Source organism: Roseburia hominis A2-183, assembly GCF_000225345.1.
In the GTDB taxonomy this organism is placed as follows: Bacteria; Bacillota; Clostridia; order Lachnospirales; family Lachnospiraceae; genus Roseburia; species Roseburia hominis.
In genome coordinates this window covers 2518735-2545155 of record NC_015977.1, presented here as the reverse complement: position 1 = coordinate 2545155, position 26421 = coordinate 2518735, and the positions used below count along the sequence as shown (strand labels likewise).

The window sequence follows — 26421 nt, the reverse complement described above, 5'->3', positions numbered from 1 at the left end:
AGCCGGCATGATAAAAAGAATTGTCATGATGGAGGGCGGAGTGGAGACACTATCCTACTTCTCCCATCAGATGGCAGGAGAGTTTCAAAAACTGGGATACGCAGTATTTTTCTATGATCTAAAACAGGAGGAGAGCAGCGCTGGAAAGCTGCGCAAGTTTATCAGACCGCGCGAGACGGTGCTTGTGACCTTCAATTTTCAGGGACTGGAAAAGGAGGCGGGCGTGTACCGCGAGGGGATCGGTTATCTCTGGGATACCTATCATATTCCCTGTTATAATATTGCCGCCGACCATCCGTACTTTTACGATGACAGGTTAAAAGATCTGCCGGAAAAATACCGGCATATCAGTATAGACCGGAGACAGAAGGCATATTTTGAAGAGTTTTATCCGGAGTATGTGTCGCGTGGCTTTCTGCCGCTTGCGGGAACCGGATTGCGGCAGGCAGAAGAGGAAGGCGAAGCTGAGCAGGGAAAAGCGCGAGCGCAGGGCGCCGCAGTTGAGACGGGAGAAACTGGAGCGCAGGGCGCAGCAGAACAGGCGGCGTCCTGCTATGACGTGATCCTGACCGGAAATTACACAAAGCTTTCCTTTTTTGAACCCTATATCAACTGGATCAATGAGGAGTACGCGGCATTTTACCGGGGGATCATAGACGATCTGTTGGAACATCCGGCGTGCACGGTGGAGGAAGTGGCGCTTGCCCACTGCGAGCGGGAGATGGGGAAAGAGCCCAATGATCAGCTGCGGATTGCCCTGCATAAGATGATTTTCATTGATCTGTATGTGCGCAATTACTGGCGGGGAAAGGCGGTGCGCACGCTCGTCAATGCAGGAATTCCGGTACATGTGGTCGGAAAAGGCTGGGAGGAACTGGAGGATGTGAGACATCCGGAGTGCCTGAAGCTGCACCCGCAGACCGATTCCGTTACCTGCCTTGAGATGCTGGCGGACGCGAAGGTGTCTTTGAACGTGATGCCGTGGTTTAAGGACGGAGCGCATGACAGGGTGTTTAATTCCATCTTAAACGGAGCGGTATGTGTGACCGATCCGAGCTGTTACCTGGAAGAGGAACTTCATGAGGGCGAGGGCGTCTGCTATGTTGCGCTGCAGGATATGGACGCTCTTCCGGAAAAAGTGAAGGATTTATTGCAAAATGATTCCGGGAGGAATGAGATTGTGCGGCGTGGCAGAGCGATTGTGGAGCAGAAGCATACCTGGGCACAGCGCGCGAAGACGCTGGCAGCGTGGATTGCGGAGGACGCCGCGCAATAGATAAAGGACAAAGTGCGGAAAATACAGGGGATTCGATGCGGACTGGGCGCGGATCGGGCGAATCTGCATATTAACCTTGCATTTTGCGGATAATCATTATATAATAGCGGAAGAATTGGCGATGAAGAAAGCTGCGGTTTGAAGACTGCGACAGAGAGCCGGTGGGTGGTGCGAACCGGTGCAGGATAGAATCTTTCCACTTTTGGAGCCGGCAGTGAAAGCTGCGAGGGTCGTATCCTTTAACATACGTTTGAGAGGTCGCAGGAACATGCCTGTGGCAAGATGGGTGGCAACGCGGAAGCAGAACCTTTCGTCCCATGTGCAAGTGGTGCCCGGTCAGAGATGGCGGGGACATTTGACACAGGGGCGAAAGGTTTTTTGTTCCTGTGCGGATAGAACAGAAGAATTTAGGAGGAAATGACATGATCGATCTGAAGTTTTTGAGAGAGAACCCGGAGGTTGTAAAGCAGAACATTAAGAACAAATTCCAGGATCACAAGCTTCCGCTTGTGGATGAGGTAATTGAACTCGATGCCGAGGCGCGCAAGACACAGCAGGAAGCAGACGATCTTCGAGCAAAGAGAAACCAGCTGTCCAAAGAGATCGGTAAACTGATGGGTCAGGGCAAAAAGGACGAGGCTGAGGCTGTCAAGACACAGGTTGCAGAGGGAGCTGCCCGTCTGGCAGAATTAGAGGAAAAAGAAAAGGAACTTCAGGAGAAAGTCACCAAGATCATGATGACGATCCCGAACATCATTGATCCGTCCGTACCGATCGGCAAGGATGATTCCTGCAATGTGGAGATCGAGAAGTTTGGCGAGCCGGTTGTTCCGGATTTTGAGATCCCGTATCACACCGAGATCATGGAGCGTTTTAACGGCATTGATCTGGATGCTGCAGGCAAGGTGGCAGGAAACGGATTTTATTATCTGATGGGCGATATTGCGCGTGTACACTCCGCAGTGCTCTCCTACGCGAGAGATTTCATGATCGACCGCGGTTTTACCTACGTGGTGCCGCCGTTTATGATCCGCAGCAATGTTGTGACGGGCGTTATGAGTTTTGATGAGATGGATGCCATGATGTACAAGATCGAGGGCGAGGACCTTTATCTGATTGGTACCTCCGAGCATTCCATGATCGGTAAGTTCATCGATACAATCAACGATGAGGAGAAGCTGCCATATACACTGACATCCTACTCTCCATGCTTCCGCAAGGAGAAAGGCGCACACGGCATCGAGGAGCGCGGTGTTTATCGTATTCACCAGTTTGAGAAGCAGGAGATGATCGTAGTCTGCAAGCCGGAAGAGTCCAAGATGTGGTACGATAAACTGTGGCAGAACACGGTTGACCTGTTCAGAAGCCTGGATATCCCGGTTCGTACCCTGGAGTGCTGCTCCGGCGACCTGGCAGATCTGAAAGTGAAGTCCTGCGATGTTGAGGCATGGTCTCCGAGACAGAAGAAGTATTTCGAGGTTGGAAGCTGTTCAAACCTCGGCGATGCACAGGCGAGAAGATTAAAGATCCGTGTAAAGGGCAAGGATGGCAGCAAGTATTTTGCACATACCTTGAACAACACGGTGGTTGCGCCGCCTAGAATGTTGATCGCGTTCTTAGAGAACAACCTCAACGCAGACGGAAGCGTCAATGTTCCGGTAGCACTGCGTCCGTATGTCGGAGGCAAGGAGAAGCTGATTCCGGTAAAATAAATATGCACAAAAAACGGTCTGCCGGATAGGGCAGACCGTTTTTTTTGTGTTATTTATTTGCACTTCGGAGAATTGCATTAGCACTTCTCTGGTTCCGGATACTCCACACCGAACGTTTCGACAGTCACTTTTTTCATGACCTGCGGAGCGAGCGGGCGGTCGCTATAGTCGGTTGCAGTCTCTGCGATCTTGTTGACTACGTCCATGCCTTCGGTGATCTTGCCGAATGCAGCGTATGCGCCGTCCAGATGCGGGGAAGTCTTATGCATGATGAAGAACTGGCTTCCGGCGGAATCCGGATGCATGGCTCTTGCCATGGAAAGAACGCCCTCTGTGTGCTTTAAGTCATTTTTGAAACCGTTCTGGGAAAATTCGCCCTTGATATCGTAGCCTGGGCCGCCCATGCCGGTTCCGTCCGGACAGCCGCCCTGAATCATAAAGCCGTTGATGACGCGGTGGAAGATCAGTCCGTCATAGTAGCCTTTCTGGATCAGGCTGATAAAATTGTTTACCGTATTTGGTGCGATCTCAGGATAGAGCTCTGCCTTCATGATATCGCCATTTTCCATCTCGATAGTAACGATTGGGTTTGACATAGTATACCTCTTTCTGCCCTGTATGCGGGCGGGTGAAATAAGAAGCAGCCTGCTGTGACAGCAGTCATCCGCCGCCTCTACGGCACTATTGTAGCGAAAAAGAGCGGATTCGTAAAGAGAAACGATGGAATTTCCGAAAAAGTCTTGCCCTGCAGGCAGGAAGAGTGTAACATTAGGTAGATTCAGGAATGCTATTTTGAAGGAAAAATTGCAAATGAATATGAAAAATATAATCAAGAATAAACAAAAGGAACTTATGCAGGGAATGATTGCACTGATATTATGCGTGGCGTTATTTTGCAGTGCGGCTGTCTCTGGGAAAAATGACGGATCTGAGTGGAAAATGCGCCATGGCGGGCAGAAATATGAGGAGACGGGAACTGATGGTCAGGTGCAGACACCACTATATGCAGGAATTCTTGCAGAATTTCGCGCGAATGAGATGGCAATTTTGTCGGACAACCAGGAGATTCTTGCGAAAGCAGCAGAGCGGGCAGCGGAGGAGGCGGCACATCCGGAACAGGGCGTCTACACATTTTTACAGGGACCGAAGTCCTGGACAGAGGGACGGGCATGGTCGGGGGAGTGGTCGAACCAGTATGTCAGAGGCAATTACTTCGGCAATTTCGGATGCGGTCTGTGCTGTATGGCAAATATCTACTGCACGCTTACGGAGTATACCTGTTCTCCGTGGGACATGTACGAATATGCGAGGCAGGTGTCCGGCTATGCACCATCGCGGAAGATCGGGGCAATCGGCTGGGCGGATATGAAAGTTACATTGCGAAAAAGCGGTTTTGACTGTACCCTGAACACAAAACCGGAAAGCTATGAGCAGTTCCAGCAGGAGATCACGGCGTCACAGATGGCGGTGGTTCTGGTTTCCAGCAGGGACGATGATACCTACTGGAAGAAGACGGGAGGGCATTATGTGTCGATCAGCCTTTACGATGCGTCGTCAGATCAGGTGTTCCTCGGGGATCCGGCGGATCCGGACGGCAACCGCTCCTGGATTCCGCTGCGCTACGTGTATGACGCATTAAAAACCGTCAGCCAGTATCAGTATCTTCTGGTACAGGATTATGCGGAGGAACAGAATCAGTGGATGCATGACGGGATTACGGATGCATGGGGAGGAATGTAATATATATTTGACATATTGTAAAGCAGATGCTACCATAAAAGAAGAAATCAGAAACTATCAGGACTGTGTGACAGGAAATGAAACAGGAGGATTGGAAGATGAAAGAAAATGTGGCGTATCTGCTTGGGATTGTGGCAGGGCTGGCGGCGGTAGGAATTATCTGCTGGGTGAAGAAACGGGGACGCAGGGAGGCTGACTATGATGAGCGGCAGTATCAGACGCGCGACCGCGCCTGCCGGTACGGTTTTCTGATGCTGCTGTTGTATGAACTGGTATATGGGGCATTGTATATGAAAGAAGCGCCGTCCTGGTGCGACTATACGATGGGAAATTATCTGGGAATTGGTCTGGCACTGCTTGTGTTCGGCGTATATTGTATCTGGAACGATGCTTATATGAACCTGAACCAGAAGCCGTGGAGCGTACATCTGCTGTTTGGAGTGCTGGCACTGTGCAATCTTGGAATCGCGGAAAATAACCAGCGGATCGGAACGCTGTTTGCGGACGGAAAACTGGGATTTGGCGCGGTGAATCTGGTGTTTGCAGTGATGTTTATTGTCTTTGAAATTGTTTTTTTTTATTAAAAAGAAGCCGGGAGAAGCGGGATCTGTCGGAGGAAAAAGCTGAATGAAAAATCTCAGGTTAAAAGCGGCGCGCGCGGCAAAGGATCTGTCCCAGCAGGCGCTCGCCGAGAAGGTGGGAGTGTCGAGACAGACGATCAATGCCATCGAGAAGGGAGATTATAATCCCACAATCCGGCTGTGCATTGCGATATGCAGGGAGCTGGACAAAACGCTGGATGAAATTTTCTGGGAAGAGGAAGAATGTTAAAGTTAGAATATATTTTAATTGGAAAGCTGCCAAAGACAGAGCGTGACATGCTGCTGGAGAATCTGAGAACAGAGCGGGAATGTGGGCGGAACGTTTTGGAATGGGACAGCGCGAAGAAACACATTCAGGAAGGGGCGCTTGCGGAAAAGGCAATTTTGGTCTCGGAAGATGCGAAGGAACTAAGCGAGGCACAGCGGATCGGGATGGCTGCGCTTTGCTATTTGATGCCGGAGGATGGAAGGACGCAGAGAGAAGAGACCGCCGGGGAGATGGAAGTGACGTCTCCGGCGGATATGTATGCGGAAGGGATGGAGGAGATCGACGGATCTTTTTTACAGCATGTCTATGAGAGACATCATCGTATTCCGTGGATCATTTTAAAAACGCCGCGCTGCATCGTGAAGGAATTTTCCATGGAATACTTAGATGCACTGTTTGAACTGTATGCCGGGAAAGGAATGACGGACTACATGGAGCCGCTGTATCCGTATGAGGAGGAGCGGGAATATCAGCAGGCGTATATCGAGCAGATGTACCGGTTCTACGGATACGGCATGTGGATCGTGTGCGACAGGAATACCGGAGAGCTGATCGGGCGCGCCGGCGTGGAACACCGGGAGGAGCTGGGCGGAGAGCTGGAGCTCGGTTATGCGATCGGTGTGCCGTGGCAGAGACAGGGCTATGCGACGGAGGTATGCAGTGCGATTCTTACCTATGTAAAGGAGGAACTCATGCTGCCGTCGGTCAGTTGTCTGATCGAGGAGGGGAACGTAGTATCGGAGCATCTGGCGCAAAAGCTGGGCTTTCATTACTGTGAAACGGTGCAGATAGATGGAAAACAGATGAGAAAATACAAAGTTGCATTTTATTAGGAAATAAAATATAATATTGAAATAAAAATTATCATGGATGAAGTGGGTGAGGCACATGGCAGATTACTCTCAGAAAGAAAAAGAACTTGAGCGTGAGCATTTGGAAAAACTGGTAAAGGAAGAGGACCGCAGTATCAAGCCAATGAAGGAGTTTGAGAGTCCGGAGGATTTGTATCATGAGCTGATCGCCAGTGTGCGCAAATATCACCCTTCCGCAGACATTTCTCTTATTGAAAAGGCGTATCATGTGGCGCGGGACGCGCATGAGGGACAGACGCGCAAATCTGGTGAGCCGTATATTGTGCATCCGCTGTGCGTGGCGATCATTTTAGCGGAGCTGGAGCTTGACAAGGAGACGATCGCGGCAGGTCTGCTCCATGATGTGCTTGAGGACACGGTCATGACGGCGGATGAGATCAAGGAGGAGTTCAGCGAGGAAGTGCTGCTTCTCGTGGACGGCGTGACGAAGTTGCGCCATCTGCATCTTACGGACAACAGCCATAATCACGACCAGAAGGACCGCTCTGCGGAGCGCTTAGAGATGCAGGCAGAGAACCTGCGCAAGATGTTCCTCGCCATGGCAAAGGATATCCGGGTTATTTTAATCAAGCTTGCAGACCGGCTTCACAATATGCGTACCTTAAAGTACCAGTCCAAGGAGGCACAGATCCGCATCGCGCGTGAGACGCAGGAGATCTACTGCCCGATTGCACAGCGGCTCGGTATTTCAAAGATCAAGATTGAACTTGACGATCTCTCGTTAAAGTATCTGGAGCCGGAGGCATACTACGACCTTGTGCGTCAGATTGACCAGCGCAAGAGTGTGCGCGACGACTACGTGCAGTCGCTCGTGGAGGAAGTGCGCGCGCATATCAAGGCGGCGGGAATCGTGGCAGAGATTGAGGGACGCGCGAAGCATTTTTTCAGCATTTATAAGAAGATGGTGAATCAGGATAAAACGCTCGACCAGATCTATGATCTGTTCGCCATCCGCATCATCGTGGATTCTGTCAAGGACTGCTATGCGGCGCTTGGTGTGATTCACGAGATGTACAAGCCGATCCCGGGCCGTTTTAAGGATTATATCGCGATGCCGAAGCCGAACATGTACCAGTCGCTTCATACGACGTTAATCGGACCGACCGGACAGCCGTTTGAGATCCAGATCCGTACCTATGAGATGCACCGGACAGCGGAATACGGTATAGCGGCGCACTGGAAATATAAGGAAGCGAGCAACAACGGCGGCGCGGCAGTGCCGATGACTGTCACGGAGGAGGAGAAGTTAAGCTGGCTGCGCCAGATCTTGGAGTGGCAGCGCGACATGTCTGATAATAAGGAGTTCATGAGCCTTTTAAAGAGTGATCTGGATCTTTTTTCGGACACGGTATTCTGCTTTACACCGACCGGCGATGTCAAGAACCTGCCGAACGGGTCGACGCCGATTGATTTTGCGTACAGCATTCACTCCGCGGTCGGCAACAAAATGATCGGTGCAAAAGCCAACGGAAAGCTGGTTCCGATCGATTATGTCATCCAGAACGGTGACCGGATCGAGATTATCACTTCGCAGAACTCCAAGGGACCAAGCCGTGACTGGCTGAACATCGTAAAGAGTACCCAGGCGAAGAATAAGATCAACCAGTGGTTCCGCAGTGAGCTGAAGGAAGAAAATATTACGCGCGGCAAGGAGCTTCTCGTGGCGTCCTGCAAGGCGAAGGGAATCAACTTTGCAGACATCAACAAGCCGGAATACCAGGAGAAAGTGCTGAGAAAATATGGTTTCCATGACTGGAATTCCTGTCTGGCGACCATTGGACACGGCGGCTTAAAGGAAGGCCAGATTGTCAATAAGATGTACGAGGAATATAAGCGGGATCATCTGGCGCGGATCACGGACGAGGAGGTTCTTGAGACCATCGGTTCCGAGAACAAGAATCCGGAGTCGGCGAAGCGCTCCAAGAGCGGAATCATTGTCAAGGGACTTTACGATGTCGCTGTTCATTTTTCCAAGTGCTGCAGCCCGGTGCCGGGAGATGAGATCGTGGGTTTTGTGACGAGGGGACGCGGCGTGTCCATCCACAGAACTGATTGCGTCAATATCATCAACTTGTCAGATATGGAGAAGGAGCGTCTGATCGATGCGGAATGGCAGCATGACGGTCAGGACGGCAGCAATGGTCTGTATCGCGCGGAGATCAAGATTTTTGGTAACAACCGTACCGGACTTCTGGTCGACATCACGAGAGTGTTCACGGAGCGTGAGATCGATATTGATGCGATCCACTCCAAGACGAGCAAACAGGGCGTGGCGACGATCGATGTGTCCTTCAGCACGAAGGGCAGAGAGGAGCTGGGCAGCGTGATTGATAAGCTGCGCCAGATCGACAGCGTGATTGATATTGTGAGAACGACAGGCTGATGAAGCAGGAAAGGCAGACGGAGGGAAAAAGATGGCGCCTCTTAAGGTAGAACAGTATGTGGTAGGACCGGTGCAGACGAACTGCTATTTCGCGGTCAATGATGAGACGAAAGAGATGATTCTGATTGATCCGGGGGCAAATGCGGATCGTCTGATACGGATCATAGAGGAAGAAAAGTTAAATCCTGTTGCAATTTTATTGACACATGGACATTTTGACCATGCCGGGGGCGCTGCGGAAGTCGCAGCGCATTTTGGTATCAAGGTCTATGCCGAGGAGCATGAGAGAGAGACCCTCGATGATCCAAAGCTGAATCTGAGCGGATGGACGGGAGCGGAGACGACCTATCGCGCGGATGTATTTCTGAAGGATGAGCAGGAGTTTGATCTCGCGGGATTCCATATCCGGGTATTGTTTACACCGGGACACACGGTGGGTGGCTGCTGTTATTATTTTGCCTATCAGGACGCCCTTTTTTCCGGGGATACGCTGTTCGCCCAGTCGGTCGGAAGGACGGATTTTCCGAAGGGGAGCGCTTCGGCGCTGATTCGCGGCATCAAGGAGAAGTTACTGCCGCTTCCGGATGAAGTGACCGTCTACACCGGACATAATGACACCACGACGATCGGAACAGAGCGCAGATACAATCCATATCTGTAAGCGTATGATCCGGGAAACCAGAGGTTTTCCGGACTTTTGCCGAAGCAAAGACGCATATGATATAATGAATCCTATCGGATTCATATTAGAAGTTCCTGCGGAACTTCGGATGCGCAGAAAGCAGCGCAAAAAGATGATATAATATTTAGTTTAGAAAAGAGTCAGATATGATAGAAGTAACATTGAATCAACCGGAATTTGAGTACGATATCCATTCACTCATCAAGGCATTTTATCCGTCGGAATACGTCGGAGTATCCGCGGAAAAGAAGGAGTATGACGAGCCGGTGACATCCCGCATGCATGTGGAGTACACGGACGATGCGATAACGCTGCGCTGGCAGCAGGGAGAGACGGCGCCTGCGGTGGAGCGTACCTTTGCAGTCGATCCTTTAGACCGCCCGGAGACGAAGAACCGGCTGAAACAGAATCTGTATGCGCTTCTGTCGGATGCGACCGGTCAGTATCTGCCGTGGGGAACGCTCACGGGAATCCGGCCGACCAAGATTCCGATGAAGTTGCTCGAAGAGGGAAAAAGCCGGGACGAGATCTATACGTATATGAAGCAGACTTATTTTGCGTCGGATGAGAAGATCTGCCTTGCGACAGACATTGCAGAGAGGGAGCTCTCCCTGCTTTCCAAGATCGATTATGACAACGGGTACAGCCTGTATATCGGGATACCGTTCTGTCCGACGACCTGTCTGTATTGCTCGTTTACCTCCTATCCGATTGCATCGTGGGCGAAGCGTGTGGATTCCTACCTGGATGCGCTGGAGCGGGAGATTGAGTTTGCGGCGGTGAAGTTTGCGGGCAGACATTTAAATTCCATTTACATCGGTGGCGGTACACCGACGACGTTAGAACCTTATCAGCTGGACAGACTGATTCGGAAAATTAAATGCAGTTTTGATTTATCAGACTGCCTGGAATTCACGGTGGAAGCGGGAAGACCGGACAGCATTACATACGAAAAGCTGAAGGTGTTGAGACAGCATGGAATTTCGCGCATCTCGATCAATCCGCAGACCATGAAGCAGGAGACATTAAAGCTGATCGGCAGACATCACACGGTGGAGCAGACGGTGGAGAGTTTTCACATGGCAAGAGAACTCGGGTTTGACAATATCAACATGGATCTGATAATGGGACTTCCGGAAGAGACACTGGACGATGTGCGCCGGACGATGGAGCAGGTGGCAGAGCTTGCACCGGACAATCTGACCGTACATTCGCTGGCACTCAAGCGGGCAGCGCGGCTGAATATGTTCAAGGAAGATTATAAGGATTACAAGATCATCAACACGCAGGAGCACATGGATCTGGTTGCGGACTGTGCGGCGCAGATGGGGCTTTTTCCATATTATCTGTACCGGCAGAAAGGTATGGCGGGCAATCTGGAGAACGTCGGCTATGCAAAAGAGGGCATGGCGGGCGTGTACAATGTGCTGATTATGGAGGAGAAACAGACCATTGTGGCATGCGGAGCGGGAGCTTCGACAAAACGTGTCTGGACAGAGCCGAATCCGGATGGCACGCACCGGATTGAACGTGCCGAGAATGTCAAGGATGTAGCGCAGTATATCGCAAGGATTGATGAGATGATACAGCGGAAGCAGAAGCTTTTTGCAGAAGAATAAAAGGGTTATTCATCCTGAAATAGTACATCAAAAAAGTATCCAATAATACGGAATAACCTGTGAGATGTATTGAAACAACCTAATAACTGTGCCTTAAAGGACGAATTCATTTTAGCAGATGAGTTCGTCCTTTTCTGTTATAGTCAATTATTCTAGGAGAAAAAGAACATGAATAACACAGCGTTAGGAGCAAAATGAGCCAATGAAAGAAGTGTCTACAATACCTTCTTTGGAAAGAAGTAACACCTGAGTTTTCGTGATTTCAGAGAGAATTTCATTATTGAAATTTTTCAGGAAGAGTTTCATGACATTCCAGAAAATTTGAAATATGGGGAAATATCACAAAAATCGAATGAGAATTTTGTGGCGGGTTACACGTTTAACCTTTGTGAAAACTATATTTCTATTGTAATATTGAAGCAGAATATTACAAATCAGTAATCAATGTGATGTAGAACAAAGGAGAAAACACATGAATAAAGAAATGACCGTAAATGGGAAAAGCTATACAATAATTAAATTGCTAGGAAAGGGAAAAGGTGGATATTCTTATTTGGCAGAGTCTGGAAATAACAGGTATGTTTTGAAGCAGATACATCATGAACCTTGTGATTATTATCAGTTCGGAAACAAGCTTGAGGCAGAAATCAGGGATTACAAGAAATTGAAAGAGATCGGAATAAAGATGCCTGCCATGCTTGAAGCAGATGTGAAAAATGAACGCATTTTGAAGGAGTTTATTGACGGCGACACGATTTATCAGTTGGTTTTAGAAGACAAGATGAAAACTGACTATATCGAGCAATTGCATAGAATGTGTGCGCTGTTATATGCTGCCAATACAAATATTGATTATTTTCCAACGAATTTTGTTGTAAATAACGAAGAAATATATTATGTTGATTTCGAGTGCAATGATTACATGGAAGAATGGAATTTTGAAAACTGGGGTGTAAAATACTGGTCAAAGACACCGGAATTTTTGCAGTATGTGAAAGAACATTCATGATACTCGGAAGTTGAAGGAGAAATTTATGCAAAAGAGTATAAATTATATTTGCCAGATAATAAACTGTTACAGAAAAAGCTAAAAGAATGGCTGGATGAAGAACAGAATTGATTCAGAGGGGAGAGTGCTATCTGCTGGGATAGTATTCTCGGGAGTATCCCAAAGGACATTTCTAATTACTTAGAAATGTCCTTTTTCGCATTTGTGAATGGTCATTGATGCTACAGAATGTCAGAATTTACTTGTTTGCGCTGTCAGCATCAATCACAGACTGGATCTGCTTCATCAAAGCATCATAGTTGTCCTGGTTATCGATTCCGCCGAGCATAGGTTCGCCTATTATATTACCATTTCTATCGACTAAAATTGTTGTTGGAAATGCCATAATATCAGCAGCATATTTACCGGCGGCTGAATCAGAGTCAATGGAAAGATTGCGATAAGCGGCGCCCTGGCTTTCAAGGATTTTTTTTGCTTCTTTTATAGCAGCTTCATTTTCATCAAAAGTTTCGGTGTTAATACCAATAACTTCGCCCCCCATTGATTTAATAGCGTCATTTAATTCGTTAAGTTTAGATAATTCAGCAACACAAGGCTTACAGCCGGTAAACCAGAAATTTATGACAGTTACGGCATTCCCGGAAAACAAATTCTGATCAACGGCATTGCCATCAAAATCTTTTCCGGAGAAATTCTGGAAAGGGGCTGTATCATCGGAATCATTTTTGGCGCCGGAAGTATCGGATACAGCATTTTGGCTTTCAATTTCAGTGATCTGTTCTTCGATTTTACGAATGGTCTTAATATCATCGGTAAGAGTTTTTAACTCGCTGTCTGTAAACGAAGTCTTGTTTGCTTCGACAGTATCAGCAAGATAATCAGCATAATTTCCATCTGGATCAGCAGTACTTTTATTCATCATGCCAAAAACCTTGTCCCATACATCTTTATGATCTGCAAAGATCTGGTTTTCCTGCTGATATAAATCATCAAGCGCTGCATTGGAGTCATCGGCAGATGATTCGCTGGCGGATACAGCAGCAGTATTCTGCGTGTTCTCTGTTTTTGAAGTCTCCTGCCCGGCACATCCGGTGATTGATAATGCGGTACAGAGTGTAAAAAGTGCGATAATGTTTCTTTTTGTTTTCATGATAAATACTCCTTTAATTGATAAGAATTAAATAGCTGCCGGCTGGCTATTGCTGGTTATTGAGATTGCTGCTACATGTTTTTTCCATAAACTGGTAATGGATTGCATCCTTTGGACAGGCTTTCATACAGGCGCCGCATCGTATACATTCCGGATGATTTGGAGTCTTACGGACATCGACATCCATTTTGCATGCACCTGTACACAGACCGCATCCGACACATTTACTGTTTTCGACCTTGATGTTGAGAAAGGATATTTTATTAAAAAGTGAATAAATTGCACCAAGGGGACAAAGCCATTTGCAAAAAGGTCTGTAAAACAAAATACTTAAGACAATAACAGTAATTAAAATAAGGCATTTAAAAGAAAACAGCCTGCCAAGTGCAGATCGTATGGCGGAATTCCCGAGGGACAGAGGTATGGCACCCTCCAAAACGCCCTGTGGACATATGTATTTACAGAAAAACGGATCCCCCATTCCTATGGAGTTCGTCACAAGCATCGGCAGTGCTATAACGAAAACGATAAGAATGATGTACTTCAGGTATCTCAAAGGCTTTAGCCTGGCCGTAGAAAATTTTTTCCCGGGGATTTTATGAAGCAGATCCTGAAACCATCCAAAAGGACATAAAAATCCACATATAAATCTTCCAAGTGTCACACCGAGCAGAATGAAAAAGCCGGTTATGTAGTACGAAAATTTAAAATTTGAGGATCCGACGACTGCCTGAAAAGCTCCAATTGGGCAGGCGCCTGCAGCTGCAGGGCAGGAATAACAGTTTAATCCCGGCACACATACTGTTTTGGCATTTCCCTGATATATTTTTCCTTTAAATAAATTTGGAATATGAATATTGGTAAGCAATGTGGCAGCTGCCTGAATCCACCCGCGTACCCGGGCTACTTTTTTTGATCGTATAGTTGTTTTTTTATCCAATTCCCACACACTCCAGACATAATTTAATTGCTTTGCCAAGCACGGTAGCTGCTTCGCCTCTGATTGCACCATAACCGATCATAAGTGTACCGGTGATGAATAAAGCGAACTGTGATATTCTTTTCCGCATCAGACAGATTACTCCTTTCGTTTGCTGTTATTGTCTTTGTTGACCAGCTGACAGTAGTATTATACAATAGTGGATGTAAAATCCTTGTTAAGAAGCGGGAGAAATATTTTGAGATTATTGATTGTTGAAGATGAAAAAGAATTGTGTGATACAATTGCAAAAAGTCTGTATGATGCGGGCTATGAGGTGGATACCTCTTATAATGGAAGCGAGGCGCTTGAATATGTCCTGACGGAGGAATATGATCTCATTGTGCTTGACCTGAATTTACCGGGCATAGATGGAATGGATATTCTAAGGGAACTCAGGCGGGAGAATGAGGAGACAAAGGTGCTGATTCTGTCTGCGCGAAGCCAGATAGCGGATAAAGTGGAAGGGCTGGATGCAGGAGCCAATGATTACATGGAAAAACCATTTCATCTGCAGGAGCTTGAGGCGCGGATCAGAAGCCTGACAAGACGTAAATTTGTACAGAGAGATGTTTGCCTGAACAATGGGGACATAAGGTTCGATACAAAAAAGCGCGAGGCATATGCAAAAGAAGAGAGGGTGCCTTTGACCAGAAAAGAAAGTGGAATTTTGGAATATCTGCTTCTTAATCAGGGCAGACCGGTAAGCCAGGAAGAACTGATAGAGCATGTATGGGATGCATCTGTGGATAGTTTTAGCGGAGCTATCAGGGTACATATGTCTTCTCTCAGAAAAAAACTTAAGGCAGTGCTGGGATATGATCCGATTGTGAACAAGGTTGGTGAGGGTTATAAGATGCGAGAGGAATCAGAACAATGAAAAAAATGTCACTTCAGTGGAGGCTTACGATCATAACTACATTGTTTATTGCAGTCATATGTGGATGCCTTACCCTGTTTGTATATAAGAACGGTGTGTATTATATTGATTTGCTGCAGGATACTGTTGATGCCCAGAGTGATGAGGACAACAGTGAGGAGGCTGATGAAATATATATTAATATTCCAGATGATAAATGGGATGATTTTGCAGATGATTTTTCCATTCAGGTATATAACAACAAAGCAGATTATAAAAAAAGAAGCTTGCTGTTCTCTACACTGCTTGCGCTTCTTGGAGGTGTTGCCACATATTTTCTAAGCGGACATGTACTTAAACCGCTTAGAAATTTTTCAGATAAAATTGAGAAAGTGCAGGCACAAAATCTGGCAGATTCGAGGATAGAAGAGAATGAAGTTAAGGAATTAAACCGGCTCAGTGTTTCTTACAACAAGATGCTGGAACGCCTCTCAGAAGCATTTGAGGTACAGAGGCAATTTACGGCAAATGCCGCACATGAGTTTCGTACACCGTTGTCGCTGATGCAGGTACAGCTTGATTTATATAATTCGATGGAGCACCCGGGCAATGACGAATGTGCGGAAAAGACAATTGCCATGATGACGGAGCAGAACGAAAGACTCAGCAGGATGGTAAAGATTCTTCTGGATATGAGTGAACTTCAGATTGTGGTACGTGATGAAAAAATCATGGTTGATGCACTTGTAGAAGAGGTCCTGACGGATCTGGAACCACTTGCAATGGAGAAAAATATAAGGCTTATTGGAAAATGTAAGGATGTAACTATGGTGGGAAGTGATATCCTTATTTACAGGCTGGTATATAATCTTGTTGAGAATGCTATAAAATACAATCGTCCGGGTGGACAGGTTGTTGTGATGGCGGAGTGGAAAGAAAAACATGTTTTTCTTTCCGTAGAGGATACAGGAAGCGGAATTCCAGAGGAACTCAGAAAACGGGTATTTGAACCATTCTTTCGTGTGGATAAATCCAGAAGCAGGGAACTGGGGGGAGTAGGCCTTGGACTTGCGCTGGTTTATGAAATTGTGAGAGTGCATGATGGCAATATTGTAATCAGGGACAATCCGTCTGGGGGCACAGTTTTTGAAGTGATTTTTTAATGACAGGATCATATTTGTGATAAATGATTGCATGGTCCTTGATGCTTGACGTGCAGGAATACAAAACGTATAATAATCGGAGGATATAAGGCAGAAAATGGAGGAACGCTCATGGCATTAAGCAAGAAGCCGGTCAACGGCATGAAAGATATTTTACCGGAGGAGATGCAGATCCGGGATTACGTGCAGCAGGTCATCAAGGAGACCTACCGCAGTTTTGGATTCACACCGATTGAGACACCTTGTATGGAGAACATTGCAAATCTGAGCAATAAGCAGGGCGGCGAGAACGAGAAGCTGATCTTCAAAGTGATGAAGCGCGGTGAGAAGTTAAAGATCGCAGAGGCAAAGGAAGAGGCGGATCTGGTCGATTTTGGAATGCGCTACGATCTGACGGTGCCGTTAGTCCGTTTCTATGCGAACAACGCCAATGATCTCCCGTCCCCGTTCAAGGCACTGCAGATGGGCAGTGTGTGGCGTGCAGACCGCCCGCAGCGCGGACGTTACCGCCAGTTTATGCAGTGTGATATTGATATTATCGGTGAGCCGAGCAATCTCGCGGAGATCGAGCTGATCCTTGCAACGACAACGACGATCGGCAGACTCGGATTCAAGAATTTTGAGATCCGCATCAATGAGCGCCGCATCTTAAAGGCCATGGCAGCGTACAGCGGTTTCCCGGAGGAAGAATTCGATACCGTATTCATTATTCTGGACAAGATGGACAAGATCGGTCTTGACGGCGTGGCGGAAGAACTTGCCAAGGAAGGCTATGCGAAGGAGTCGATTGACAAGTATCTGGCGCTGTTTGAGGGCGTATCCAAGGCACAGAACGGTATCAAATATCTGGCAGACACTTTACAGGGCTTTTTGGAGCCGGAGGTGGAGCAGAATCTTCAGGAGATCATCGACAGTGTGGAGGCGGCAAAAACAGCCGACTTTAAGATGGTATTCGATCCGACGCTCGTACGCGGAATGAGCTATTATACAGGAACGATTTTTGAGATCGCAATGCCGGAGCTGGGAGCAGCGTGCGGCGGCGGCGGACGTTACGACAAGATGGTCGGCAAGTTCACCGGAAATGACGTTCCGGCGTGCGGATTCTCCATCGGCTTTGAGCGCATCATTCTTCTTCTGATGGAGAGCGGTTTCACCGTGCCGATGCAGCGCCCGAAGGTAGCATACCTCATTGAAAAAGGCTGTACCTCGGAGCAGGTATCGAAAGTGATCGCCAGGGCACAGGAGGAGCGTGTTGCTGGGAAGCAGGTGCTTGTCGTGCGCATGAACAAGAACAAGAAGTTCCAGAAAGAGAAGCTGACAGCCGAGGGCTACAAGGACATTGTCGAGTTTTACAAAGACTGATCCGGAAATGATCTGACAGAGAACGCCATAGGATGATCTATGGCGTTTTTTACATAATGGGAAACTTCGTTTCTATTACATAAAAAAGCTTCGCGTGGATGTGCACGTTTCTTAAAGGAGATTACGAACGGTATAAAGTAAAAAAAGAGAAACAGCTTGCAGATGGAGGGCATATGGGAAGAATTATCGGTATTGATCTTGGAACGACAAACAGTGCGGCGGCAGTGTGGGAAAATGGAGAGAGTCATCTGATTCCGAATGCGTTTGGAGACTATCTGACGCCTAGCGTAGTTAGTATAGGCAAAGATGGCACGGTGTACGTGGGAAAAATTGCAAAGGAGCGTCTGGTTACACACCCGGAGGATACAGTAAGCGTTTTTAAACGATTTATGGGAACGGAAAAGATATATTCGCTCGCCGGAAAAAAATACCGTCCGGAGGAACTTTCCGCGCTTGTGTTAAAAAGATTAAAGGAAGACGCGGAGCATTATCTGGGGGAGGAGATTACGGAAGCGGTCATCAGTGTACCGGCATATTTTAACGATCTTGCAAGAAATGCAACAAAAAATGCGGGGGAACTGGCAGGATTTCATGTGGAGCGCATCATTAATGAACCTTCGGCTGCATCGTTATATTATCAGTGCCGAAGCCAGATGGAGGATGCCGTCATGCTGGTGTTTGATTTTGGAGGGGGAACGCTCGATGTGTCATTAGTAGAGTGTTTTGATAACATTGTGGAGATTCTGGCGGTCAGCGGAGACAATCATCTCGGCGGCAGTGATTTTGACCGGTTGATTGCAGATATGTTCTGGAAGTCGTGCGGACTTTCTGAAAACCGCTTCTCAGCTGAGGATGCGGCAATTGTGTTGGAACGTGCGGAAAACTGTAAGTTTGAACTGACCGGTCAGGAGACTGCACAGATGTGTGTGACACTTGCTGGGAGAGAATATCGGATGGAGGTCTCCAGAAAGGAGCTGATCCTGCAGGCGGAGCCGCTGTTTGAACGGATGGCACAACCGATCCGGCGTGTGTTGTCGGACGGGCAGAAGAGTGCCAGAGAAGTAGATGCGGTAGTGCTTGTTGGAGGGTCCTGTAAAATGCCGGTGGTGCAAAAGTATTTGAATTATCTGTTGCAGCGCACGGATATTGCGGTTGTCAGCCCGGATTATATGATTGCGCTCGGCGCAGGAGTGTATGCAGGCATCAAGGAACGCAATGCGGATATTCGCGATATGCTTCTTACGGATATCTGTCCGTTTTCTCTCAGCGTGTCCCAATACAACGAAGCAGATCCGAACCGTGATCTCTGTGATGTGCTGATTGAGAGGAACATGGCGCTCCCGGTCAGCAGGGAGACTATTATGACGACGGCACATGACAGGCAGACCAAAATGAGGTTTAAAGTATACCAGGGGGAAGCAATGTACGCGGAGGACAATCTGCTGTTGGGAAGCATCACGGTTCCGGTTCCTGTCGGACCGGAAGGAAAAGAGAAGGTGCGGGTGCGTTATACCTACGATATCAATGGAATTCTGGTGGTAGATGTGCACGTCGTATCGACAGGACAGGAAAAACAGCTGGTGATCCGGAATGATAAGATCAAACTATCAGAAGAGGAACTGAAAAAAAGACTGGAGCAGTTGAATAAACTGAAGATTCATCCGAGAGATCTTGAGGAAAACAGGCTGGTGCTTGCGCGTGCTGAAAAGCTGCATCGTGAGACAACGGGATATATCCGGGAACAGATTGATAGTCGTGTACAGTATTTTAATTATTATCTGGGAAGACAGGATGTCCTCTCCATCAACAAGGGCAGAAAACAGCTGAATCTGTTTCTGGACTATGTGGAGGAGCAGTGTCTGCAGGAGACGGCATTTGAGGGAACAGCAGACGGTTTTTCCCGGTGGTATGAGAGTAGTAAGCAGGCGGTCGATGCGCAGGATCAGGCGGATTACCGCAAAGAGGAACAGGAATATGAATTGTGGAGGGGCGGACATCTGACCAGCTAGAAGAATATGACAATATGGGAGATACTGGGAATTTCCCAGACTACAGATCAAAAACAGATCAAAAAAGTGTATGCTGCCAGAGTAAAGAGTTGTCACAGGGAGGAAAAGCCAGAGGAGTGGGCAGTGCTTCACGATGCTTACCAGCGCGCCATTCAATACGCGAAAAGACAAGAGAAAGAAAGTGACCTGAACGGAAGCAGGACGGTTCCGAGTCCGGTGAAACCGGTGGCACGGGAAGGTATAAGAGAGCGGGACGCGGCGCTGGAGAAGGAAAACGGACAGCCTGAAACCGATGAGACAGAAGCACAATGGCAGGAGTATTTTGCACGCATTCGTGCCGGACAGGAGAGAAGCAGGAAAATGCTGACAGAGGAGTTGCCGGAGCGGCTGCGAGGTCTCACATTGCAGGGGGAAGGAACCCAGAAGAAACGCTGGGAAGAGTTCCTGCAATCGGAGTTGGCGATTACCCTGTACAAAGAACCAGAGTTCTGGAGACAAGTTGGTGAACATGTGAGGGCACAGGAGTGGTCGGAGGAAGCATGCCGCTACATAGGCAGACGCGTGGAAGACATAAAATATGAGTTTAACAGTCGTGATTATCCGGAATTATGGCGTGTGCTGGATGAACTTGAGAGGATTTGTCTGGAGGAGGCACTGAAAGATCCGTTACGGAGAACAAAGATAACGCTGCGTGGATTTGGATTGACGATCCTTGTGTTCGTGCTTATCGGAGTGTTTGTCAGAATTATTTAGAACGGATAAAACCGTTGAAAAATCGCGTTTCATGGTGTAAGATAAAAAAAGCGCCGGACAGGCTGCTGCCCGGACAGATTTGAAGAACATTTTTAGATTGATACAAGGGAGTTAAGAAAATGACACAGTCGAGAACACATAACTGTAATGAGCTGCGTCTTTCCAATGCGGGAGAGAAAGTAACGCTCGTCGGATGGTACGAGAATCTCCGCAAGGTCAGCAAGAACCTGGGATTTCTTATTTTAAGAGATTTCTATGGAACGACCCAGATTGTCGTTGAGACAGAAGAGATGATGGAGAAGCTGGACGGAGTGAACAAGGAGTCCACCATTTCCGTAACAGGAACCGTCAGAGAGCGCTCCAATAAGAATACAGAGCTTCCGACCGGAGAGATTGAAGTCGTGCCGGAAGGGATCGAGATCCTTGGAAAGTGTATCTACAATGCACTTCCGTTTGAGATTAACCAGTCCAGAGAGGCGGATGAGAACACCAGATTAAAATATCGCTATCTGGATCTGAGAAATCCGTCGGTCAAGAGCAAGATCGTGCTCAGAAGCCGCATCGTGGCAGAGCTCCGCAATAAGATGAACGAGCTGGGATTTTTAGAGATCACGACTCCGATTCTGACCTGCTCTTCCCCGGAAGGCGCGAGAGATTATCTGGTACCGGCCAGAAATCATCCGGGCAAGTTCTATGCACTGCCGCAGGCACCGCAGCAGTTCAAGCAGATTTTAATGGCGTCCGGATTCGACCGCTATTTCCAGATTGCACCGTGTTTCCGTGATGAGGACGCAAGAGCAGACCGTTCTCCGGGAGAGTTCTATCAGCTCGATATGGAGATGGCATTTGCTTCCCAGGAGGATGTGTTCTCTGTTGTCGAGGAGGTACTGCCGCCGGTATTTGAAAAGTATGGTGTATACAAGACTGCTTCCAAGGCTCCGTTTGTGCGTATTCCATATCTGGAGTCCATGGACAAGTACGGCACCGACAAGCCGGATCTCCGCATTGATCTGGTATTGCAGGATGCGACGGACGTCATGGCAGACTGCGGATTCGGTCCGTTCGAGGGACAGACCGTAAAAGCGGTTGTCGTGGACGGATTTACTGCGACCAGAAAAGTGATCGACGGAATCTGTGCCGAGGTGGAAGTGCAGACAGCCAACAAGGCTTACTGGTTCAAGCTGGATGAGAACGGCGAATTTGTGGGAGGTATTTCCAAGTTCTTGCAGGAGCGCAAGGAGACAGTCATTGCTGCCCTCGGATTAAAGCCGGGTGACTTTATCGGTCTGACCGCAGGCAAGAAGCTGGCAGCGCAGAAGACCGCAGGCGTACTCCGCAGACTGCTTGGCGCTGCGAGCGAGAAGCACATGAAAAAGGATTGCTACGAATTCTGCTGGATCGTAGATTTCCCGATGTATGAGATCGGCGAGGAGTCCGGAGAACTGGAGTTCTGTCACAACCCGTTTTCCATGCCGCAGGGCGGTATGAACGCACTCTGCAACGAGGAGCCGCTTTCCATCCTTGCTTACCAGTACGATCTGGTGTGCAACGGCGTAGAGCTTTCCTCCGGTGCGGTTCGTAACCATGACCCGGAGATCATGATCAAGGCATTTGAACTGGTTGGTCTCGGCGAGGAGGATGTGAAGGCAAAATTCCCTGCCATGTACAATGCATTCTGCTACGGAGCACCGCCACACGCAGGAATCGCTCCGGGTGTTGACCGTATGATTATGCTGATCTGCGGCGAGGAGAGCATTCGTGAGATCATCCCGTTCCCGATGAATAAGAACGCGATGGATATCATGATGGGAGCACCGGCGACTGTAGATCAGAAGCAGCTGGACGACGTTCATATCCGCATTCAGATGCCGGAAGAAAAATAGCGTAAAACGACAGCAATAAAGACACAGGCTTTTGGACAGACTATCTCCAAAAGCCTGTTTTACTCTATATAAAGTAGAAAACTTGAATGAAAAAGGAGATCACAGAGAGAATATGGGAAAAAGAACCGGAAAGAACCGTAAAACGAACGGCAGGGCAGGATACGGGAAGCGCGTGGCTGCGGTGGGAATGATGTTCGTGATGTTGTTTTCTTTTGCCGCCTGCGGGAAGACGAGCACTTCTGAGGAAGCGGAGGCACTGAGCGGAAGCTGTATTGACATTTTAAACAAAGTTTACGAAACGGCCGATCTGGATGAATCCATGCGGGAGGCCATGCAGGATTATGAGATGACGACGATCGATGCGGATATGGAAGAATATGTGCTGGGCACAGATGAGATCACATATACTGACTCGGCGTATTCTGCTCCGATGATGACGTCGGTGGCATATCAGTGCGTTGTGCTGCGCGTGTCGGACGGAACCGATGTGCCAAAGGCAAAACAGACGCTTCTGGACAATGCCAATCCTGCAAAATGGATCTGCGTGGAGGCGGAGAGTGTTGCGGTGGAGAGCATCGGGGATGTGATTTTATATGTCATGGGCTTCGACGAGGACGTGTCTGCAATAAAAGATGCATTTCTTGCATTGGACGAATGAGATGGATGCAATTAAGAAACAATAAGCTTTTGATGTGAGAAATATCAGAATTGACTGATAACACTATAAAGAGATAAAAAGGAACGATGAGAGAGGAAATCCTGGTTCGCGGACAGAGAATGACAGTTCTGTCTTAAGACCGGGATTTTTTATATAAAAGCAACCAATGTTTTGTAATAAACAGTATATAACAGTTGACAACAGTTCTATACTGTTATATACTGTTTGTCGAAGGAAAACCTACATACTGCGCAGAGGTGGAGGAGAATACAAAAAAATGAAGATAATTGTGGATCACACATCGATGCAGCCGATCTATGAGCAGATCGTAGAGCAGATAAAAAAACAGATCCTGCAGGGAACCCTGCGGGAGGGAGCGCCACTTGACAGTGTGAGAATGCTTGCAAAAGATCTTAAGGTGAGCGCTCTCACCGTAAAAAAGGCATATGATGCCCTTGAGGAGGAGCAGCTGATCGCAACGGTGCATGGCAAGGGCAGCTTTGTGCTCGGGGTGAATCCGTCACTGCTTGCGGAAGAACAGAAAAGAGAGATCGAGCAGCGGATGGAACAGCTGGTGGCGAAGGCGCGGGCGTATGGCATGAGCGACGAAGAACTGCGGGCGGTTCTGGAATTGTTTTTGGAAGCATAGGAGTGCAATCACAGGAATGGAGAATCATATGAATGATGGGATGGTGCAACTGAACAAAGTAACAAAGGCATACGGGTCGTTTCAACTGGACTGCTCCATGGAAGTGCAGCCCGGGATGGCAACCGGATTTGTCGGGGCGAACGGAGCGGGAAAAACGACGACATTTCAGATTCTGCTGGGGCTGGTGCCGCCGGAGACGGGTGAGATAAGGATCTTCGGAAAACCATATACAGAACTGACTGCAAAAGACCGGGAGCGGATCGGGGTATCCCTTGCGGATTCGGGCTTCAGCCAGTTCCTTACCGTCCGGGATGTAACCGCCATTCTGCGGAATCTGTATACCAGATTTGATGAGGCCAGGTTCCTGGAAAAATGTCAGCGGTATGAACTTCCGGCGAACAAAAAAATCAAAGATTTTTCTACCGGGATGCAGGCAAAGCTGAAATTGCTGATTGCGATGTCACATGACGCTGACCTGCTGATTCTGGACGAACCGACGCTGGGACTCGATGTGATGTCCAGAGAGGCGATGCTTGAAGAACTGCAGGAATATCTGGATTCGGAGGGAACCGGCGGAGCACCGAGATCTGTCCTGATATCCTCCCACATCTCCAGCGATCTGGAAAAGTTCTGCGATGATATCTATATGATTGACCGGGGGAAGATCGTGCTTCACGGGGAGACGGATGTTCTTCTGGATTCATATGGTATCTTAAAAGTGGATGAACGGCAGTATCAGGCGCTGGATCGTAGATATCTGCTTGCCGGAATGCGGGAAGCGTATGGTTATCGCCTGCTGACGAACGAGCGCCGGTATTATCAGGAAAATTACCCGGATCTTGTGATGGAAAAAGGCAGCATTGATGATATTCTGATTTTGACAGCGAGGGGGGAGAAGCTATGAAAGGATTACTGACGAAGGATTTTCGGATTCTGGCAGGGCAGAAGCGGTATTTTACGATTATCATTCTGATTGCGGCCATTTTCCTTTGCAGCGGTCAGCCGGCGCAGATCATTGTGGGATATTGTACCATGTTCGGCATGCTTTTTACAGTAAACACGATCTCGTATGACGAATTCGATCACGGCTATCTGTTTCTGTTCACGCTTCCGGTGACCAGAAAAGATTATGTGCTGGAAAAATATGTATTTATGCTGCTGTGCGGCGGTGGTTTCTGGGCAGTTTCCGCAGCGGCCGGTTTTGTGGCGGATTATATCCGTGGAGATGTGGTGTCTCTTTTAGAATGGCTGATGCCCATGTTCCTTATTTTATTAGAGATGACAATTTTTCTGGCAGTCATGCTTCCGGTCAGCCTGAAATACGGTATGGAAAAAAGCAGGACAGCAACCATGATTCTGGGGTTTGCGGTGCTTGGGGCTGCAATTGCAGCAAGGAAGCTTCTGCCGGAGAATTTTGCGGGAGGGCTGAGGTGGTCTGCGCAGTTAAATCCTGCGGCCGTGACTGCGGTAGTGTTTCTGGTTTCCCTGGCCACATTGGCGGTATCCTTTGCGGGCAGTGTCCGCATTATGCAAAAAAAGGTATTCTAAGGATTGCCACTTTACAAATAGTGCAAAAAATAGGATAATGGTATCACTTAAAAACAACATTTTACAATAGATGGGATTGATCATTTATGGAAATAGAACATATCGGTGATAACAAAATCCGCTGTGCACTGACGGAACAGGAGATCGAGAGTCTCGGATACGATATTGATGAGATCATTGCGAACAGCGAGATCACGCAGGAATTCATGCATACTGTCTTAGAACTCGTCGAGGAACAGGAACATATTCAGATGGAGGGCATCTCTCCGATGGTGAAGGCGGAGCTTTTGCAGGATCACAGTATGGCGATCACTTTTGGCGCAGACAAAGAGGTGTCACTGAGGGATCTGGTGAATACGGTCAGTCATATGATCAGCCAGCTGGATCCGGACGCTGCATCAGGGAAAACGGCCAAGGCAGAGGAGGGGAACGCACAGGCCGCAGCAGATACGGCGGATACGGCAGCCGCTGCGGGAACGCATAAGCGCACCGACCCGATGATCTGTGCACTGCGCTTTTCTTCCTTTGAGAATATGCGCAGGATGAGCCTGCTTGCTTTTCGCGGGAAGATTCCAAAGAGCAGTCTCTACAAGATGGACGGCGCGTACTATCTGATTCTGGATTTTACGGGATTTGCCAAGGAGGAGATGCGTCCATTTGCGTTCGGAACGATCGAGTATGACGATGCGCACTACTCCGATCAGGGGCACATTGCACATATCAGAGAGCAGGGAATTTGTATCATGAAAAAGCAGGCTCTTGAAATGCTGATGCAGTTGTGAGAAATAGATAAAAGCCGTTTTGTAAATAGGCAAAGTCCTCAAATCCGGTCACAAAATTTGGTAAAAATGCCGAACAACTTCCTGATGCATTTTCCACTATATATGCTATGATGGTAGAGGTGTGTGTACAAGATATATACACCAAGAAGAGAATAGCACAGAAGAAGGCGGGGGACGCCGGTGTGCGGAAAGTGGAGAAGTTATGAGCAGAGAGCAGATCTGGGAGCTTGAGGAGAACAAACGCAGCCTGTTAAGACAGGCCTATCGGATGAAGCAGGAATGTCCGCATATGTCGCCGGTTGGACTTGAGTATGAAATGTATGCCGCGATTATGAAAGAAGTGCGGGAGATTACGGCGAGATTACAGCTGTCTGCAGAGGCTTAGGATGGCGTTACAAAAGAAAATCAATATAAGAATAAAAAAGAGCTTTCATCCGGGTTTGCAGATGAAAGCTTTTTTGAT

The 26421-nt window shown here is 48.0% G+C and carries 26 protein-coding genes; 22 read left to right on the top strand and 4 right to left on the bottom strand.

Annotation, left to right across the window (positions count from 1 at the left end; translation table 11 throughout):
• The first annotated feature begins 7 nt into the window (after positions 1-7).
• Positions 8-1276: a glycosyltransferase gene (locus RHOM_RS11385; protein WP_014080457.1), complete on the top strand. Its 1269-nt coding sequence runs from the start codon at positions 8-10 to the stop codon at positions 1274-1276.
• 422 nt (positions 1277-1698) lie between these two features.
• Positions 1699-2988 carry a serine--tRNA ligase gene (gene serS / locus RHOM_RS11380; RefSeq protein ID WP_014080456.1) on the top strand — a complete coding sequence of 430 codons (1290 nt, stop codon included), beginning with the start codon at positions 1699-1701 and terminating at the stop codon, positions 2986-2988.
• Positions 2989-3065: 77 nt separating this feature from the next.
• Here serS and RHOM_RS11375 read toward each other — a convergent pair whose 3' ends face one another.
• Positions 3066-3584: a peptidylprolyl isomerase gene (locus RHOM_RS11375; RefSeq protein WP_014080455.1), complete on the bottom strand. Its 519-nt coding sequence runs from the start codon at positions 3582-3584 to the stop codon at positions 3066-3068.
• A gap of 214 nt (positions 3585-3798) precedes the next feature.
• On the opposite strand from RHOM_RS11375, the gene RHOM_RS11370 reads away from it, so the two are divergent.
• The 8 genes from RHOM_RS11370 to RHOM_RS11335 all read left to right on the top strand — a co-directional run bounded on the left by RHOM_RS11370 (position 3799) and on the right by RHOM_RS11335 (position 12163).
• Positions 3799-4728, top strand: coding sequence for a C39 family peptidase (locus tag RHOM_RS11370; protein ID WP_014080454.1), 930 nt, complete (start codon positions 3799-3801; stop codon positions 4726-4728).
• Between the two features lie 98 nt (positions 4729-4826).
• Positions 4827-5312, top strand: a complete 486-nt coding sequence (locus tag RHOM_RS11365) for a hypothetical protein (RefSeq protein WP_014080453.1) — start codon at positions 4827-4829, stop codon at positions 5310-5312.
• A gap of 43 nt (positions 5313-5355) precedes the next feature.
• A complete protein-coding gene (locus tag RHOM_RS11360; RefSeq protein WP_014080452.1) occupies positions 5356-5559 on the top strand; it encodes a helix-turn-helix transcriptional regulator in 204 nt (67 codons plus the stop codon).
• Positions 5553-6431 (top strand): GNAT family N-acetyltransferase, encoded by an 879-nt coding sequence (locus RHOM_RS11355; RefSeq protein WP_014080451.1) that lies wholly within the window; start codon positions 5553-5555, stop codon positions 6429-6431. Before RHOM_RS11360 ends, RHOM_RS11355 begins: the two co-directional genes overlap by 7 nt.
• A 55-nt stretch (positions 6432-6486) precedes the next feature.
• Positions 6487-8853, top strand: a complete 2367-nt coding sequence (locus RHOM_RS11350) for a RelA/SpoT family protein (protein WP_014080450.1) — start codon at positions 6487-6489, stop codon at positions 8851-8853.
• A gap of 31 nt (positions 8854-8884) precedes the next feature.
• Positions 8885-9514, top strand: a complete 630-nt coding sequence (locus RHOM_RS11345) for an MBL fold metallo-hydrolase (RefSeq protein ID WP_014080449.1) — start codon at positions 8885-8887, stop codon at positions 9512-9514.
• A gap of 167 nt (positions 9515-9681) precedes the next feature.
• The gene (hemZ, locus tag RHOM_RS11340; RefSeq protein WP_014080448.1) at positions 9682-11154 is read left to right on the top strand and encodes a coproporphyrinogen dehydrogenase HemZ; all 1473 of its coding nucleotides are present in this window, start codon (positions 9682-9684) and stop codon (positions 11152-11154) included.
• 472 nt (positions 11155-11626) lie between these two features.
• Positions 11627-12163: a BUD32 family EKC/KEOPS complex subunit gene (locus tag RHOM_RS11335; protein ID WP_014080447.1), complete on the top strand. Its 537-nt coding sequence runs from the start codon at positions 11627-11629 to the stop codon at positions 12161-12163.
• A 238-nt stretch (positions 12164-12401) separates the two neighbouring features.
• Here the strand turns inward: RHOM_RS11335 and RHOM_RS11330 are convergent, their stop codons facing one another.
• From RHOM_RS11330 to RHOM_RS11320, 3 genes are read right to left on the bottom strand one after another with little or no spacing between them, the layout of a single operon-like run.
• Positions 12402-13313 carry a TlpA family protein disulfide reductase gene (locus tag RHOM_RS11330; protein ID WP_014080446.1) on the bottom strand — a complete coding sequence of 304 codons (912 nt, stop codon included), beginning with the start codon at positions 13311-13313 and terminating at the stop codon, positions 12402-12404.
• A 46-nt stretch (positions 13314-13359) separates the two neighbouring features.
• Positions 13360-14253 carry a 4Fe-4S binding protein gene (locus tag RHOM_RS11325; RefSeq protein ID WP_014080445.1) on the bottom strand — a complete coding sequence of 298 codons (894 nt, stop codon included), beginning with the start codon at positions 14251-14253 and terminating at the stop codon, positions 13360-13362.
• The gene (locus RHOM_RS11320; RefSeq protein WP_014080444.1) at positions 14246-14383 is read right to left on the bottom strand and encodes a CD1871A family CXXC motif-containing protein; all 138 of its coding nucleotides are present in this window, start codon (positions 14381-14383) and stop codon (positions 14246-14248) included. Before RHOM_RS11320 ends, RHOM_RS11325 begins: the two co-directional genes overlap by 8 nt.
• A gap of 108 nt (positions 14384-14491) precedes the next feature.
• Here RHOM_RS11320 and RHOM_RS11315 point away from each other — a divergent pair, with 108 nt between their 5' ends.
• The 12 genes from RHOM_RS11315 (at position 14492) to RHOM_RS11260 (ending at position 26343) form a co-directional block, all read left to right on the top strand.
• Entirely contained in the window at positions 14492-15172 is a 681-nt protein-coding gene (locus RHOM_RS11315) for a response regulator transcription factor (RefSeq protein ID WP_014080443.1), read from the top strand.
• Positions 15169-16314 carry a sensor histidine kinase gene (locus tag RHOM_RS11310; RefSeq protein WP_014080442.1) on the top strand — a complete coding sequence of 382 codons (1146 nt, stop codon included), beginning with the start codon at positions 15169-15171 and terminating at the stop codon, positions 16312-16314. The genes RHOM_RS11315 and RHOM_RS11310 overlap by 4 nt, the downstream gene beginning before the upstream one ends.
• Positions 16315-16425: 111 nt before the next feature.
• A complete protein-coding gene (gene hisS / locus RHOM_RS11305) occupies positions 16426-17676 on the top strand; it encodes a histidine--tRNA ligase (protein WP_014080441.1) in 1251 nt (416 codons plus the stop codon).
• Between the two features lie 173 nt (positions 17677-17849).
• Entirely contained in the window at positions 17850-19685 is a 1836-nt protein-coding gene (locus RHOM_RS11300; protein WP_158307319.1) for a molecular chaperone HscC, read from the top strand.
• Positions 19686-19691: 6 nt separating this feature from the next.
• A complete protein-coding gene (locus tag RHOM_RS11295) occupies positions 19692-20438 on the top strand; it encodes a J domain-containing protein (protein WP_014080439.1) in 747 nt (248 codons plus the stop codon).
• 119 nt (positions 20439-20557) lie between these two features.
• Positions 20558-22321, top strand: coding sequence for an aspartate--tRNA ligase (gene aspS, locus RHOM_RS11290; protein ID WP_014080438.1), 1764 nt, complete (start codon positions 20558-20560; stop codon positions 22319-22321).
• Between the two features lie 112 nt (positions 22322-22433).
• Positions 22434-22979 (top strand): hypothetical protein, encoded by a 546-nt coding sequence (locus tag RHOM_RS11285; RefSeq protein WP_014080437.1) that lies wholly within the window; start codon positions 22434-22436, stop codon positions 22977-22979.
• Between the two features lie 277 nt (positions 22980-23256).
• Entirely contained in the window at positions 23257-23628 is a 372-nt protein-coding gene (locus RHOM_RS11280) for a GntR family transcriptional regulator (protein WP_014080436.1), read from the top strand.
• Positions 23629-23668: 40 nt separating this feature from the next.
• The gene (locus tag RHOM_RS11275) at positions 23669-24532 is read left to right on the top strand and encodes an ABC transporter ATP-binding protein (protein WP_044024997.1); all 864 of its coding nucleotides are present in this window, start codon (positions 23669-23671) and stop codon (positions 24530-24532) included.
• Entirely contained in the window at positions 24529-25176 is a 648-nt protein-coding gene (locus RHOM_RS11270) for an ABC-2 transporter permease (protein ID WP_014080434.1), read from the top strand. Before RHOM_RS11275 ends, RHOM_RS11270 begins: the two co-directional genes overlap by 4 nt.
• 86 nt (positions 25177-25262) lie before the next feature.
• The gene (locus RHOM_RS11265; RefSeq protein WP_014080433.1) at positions 25263-25958 is read left to right on the top strand and encodes an adaptor protein MecA; all 696 of its coding nucleotides are present in this window, start codon (positions 25263-25265) and stop codon (positions 25956-25958) included.
• Positions 25959-26160: 202 nt separating this feature from the next.
• Positions 26161-26343 carry a hypothetical protein gene (locus RHOM_RS11260; RefSeq protein ID WP_014080432.1) on the top strand — a complete coding sequence of 61 codons (183 nt, stop codon included), beginning with the start codon at positions 26161-26163 and terminating at the stop codon, positions 26341-26343.
• Positions 26344-26421 lie beyond the last annotated feature (78 nt).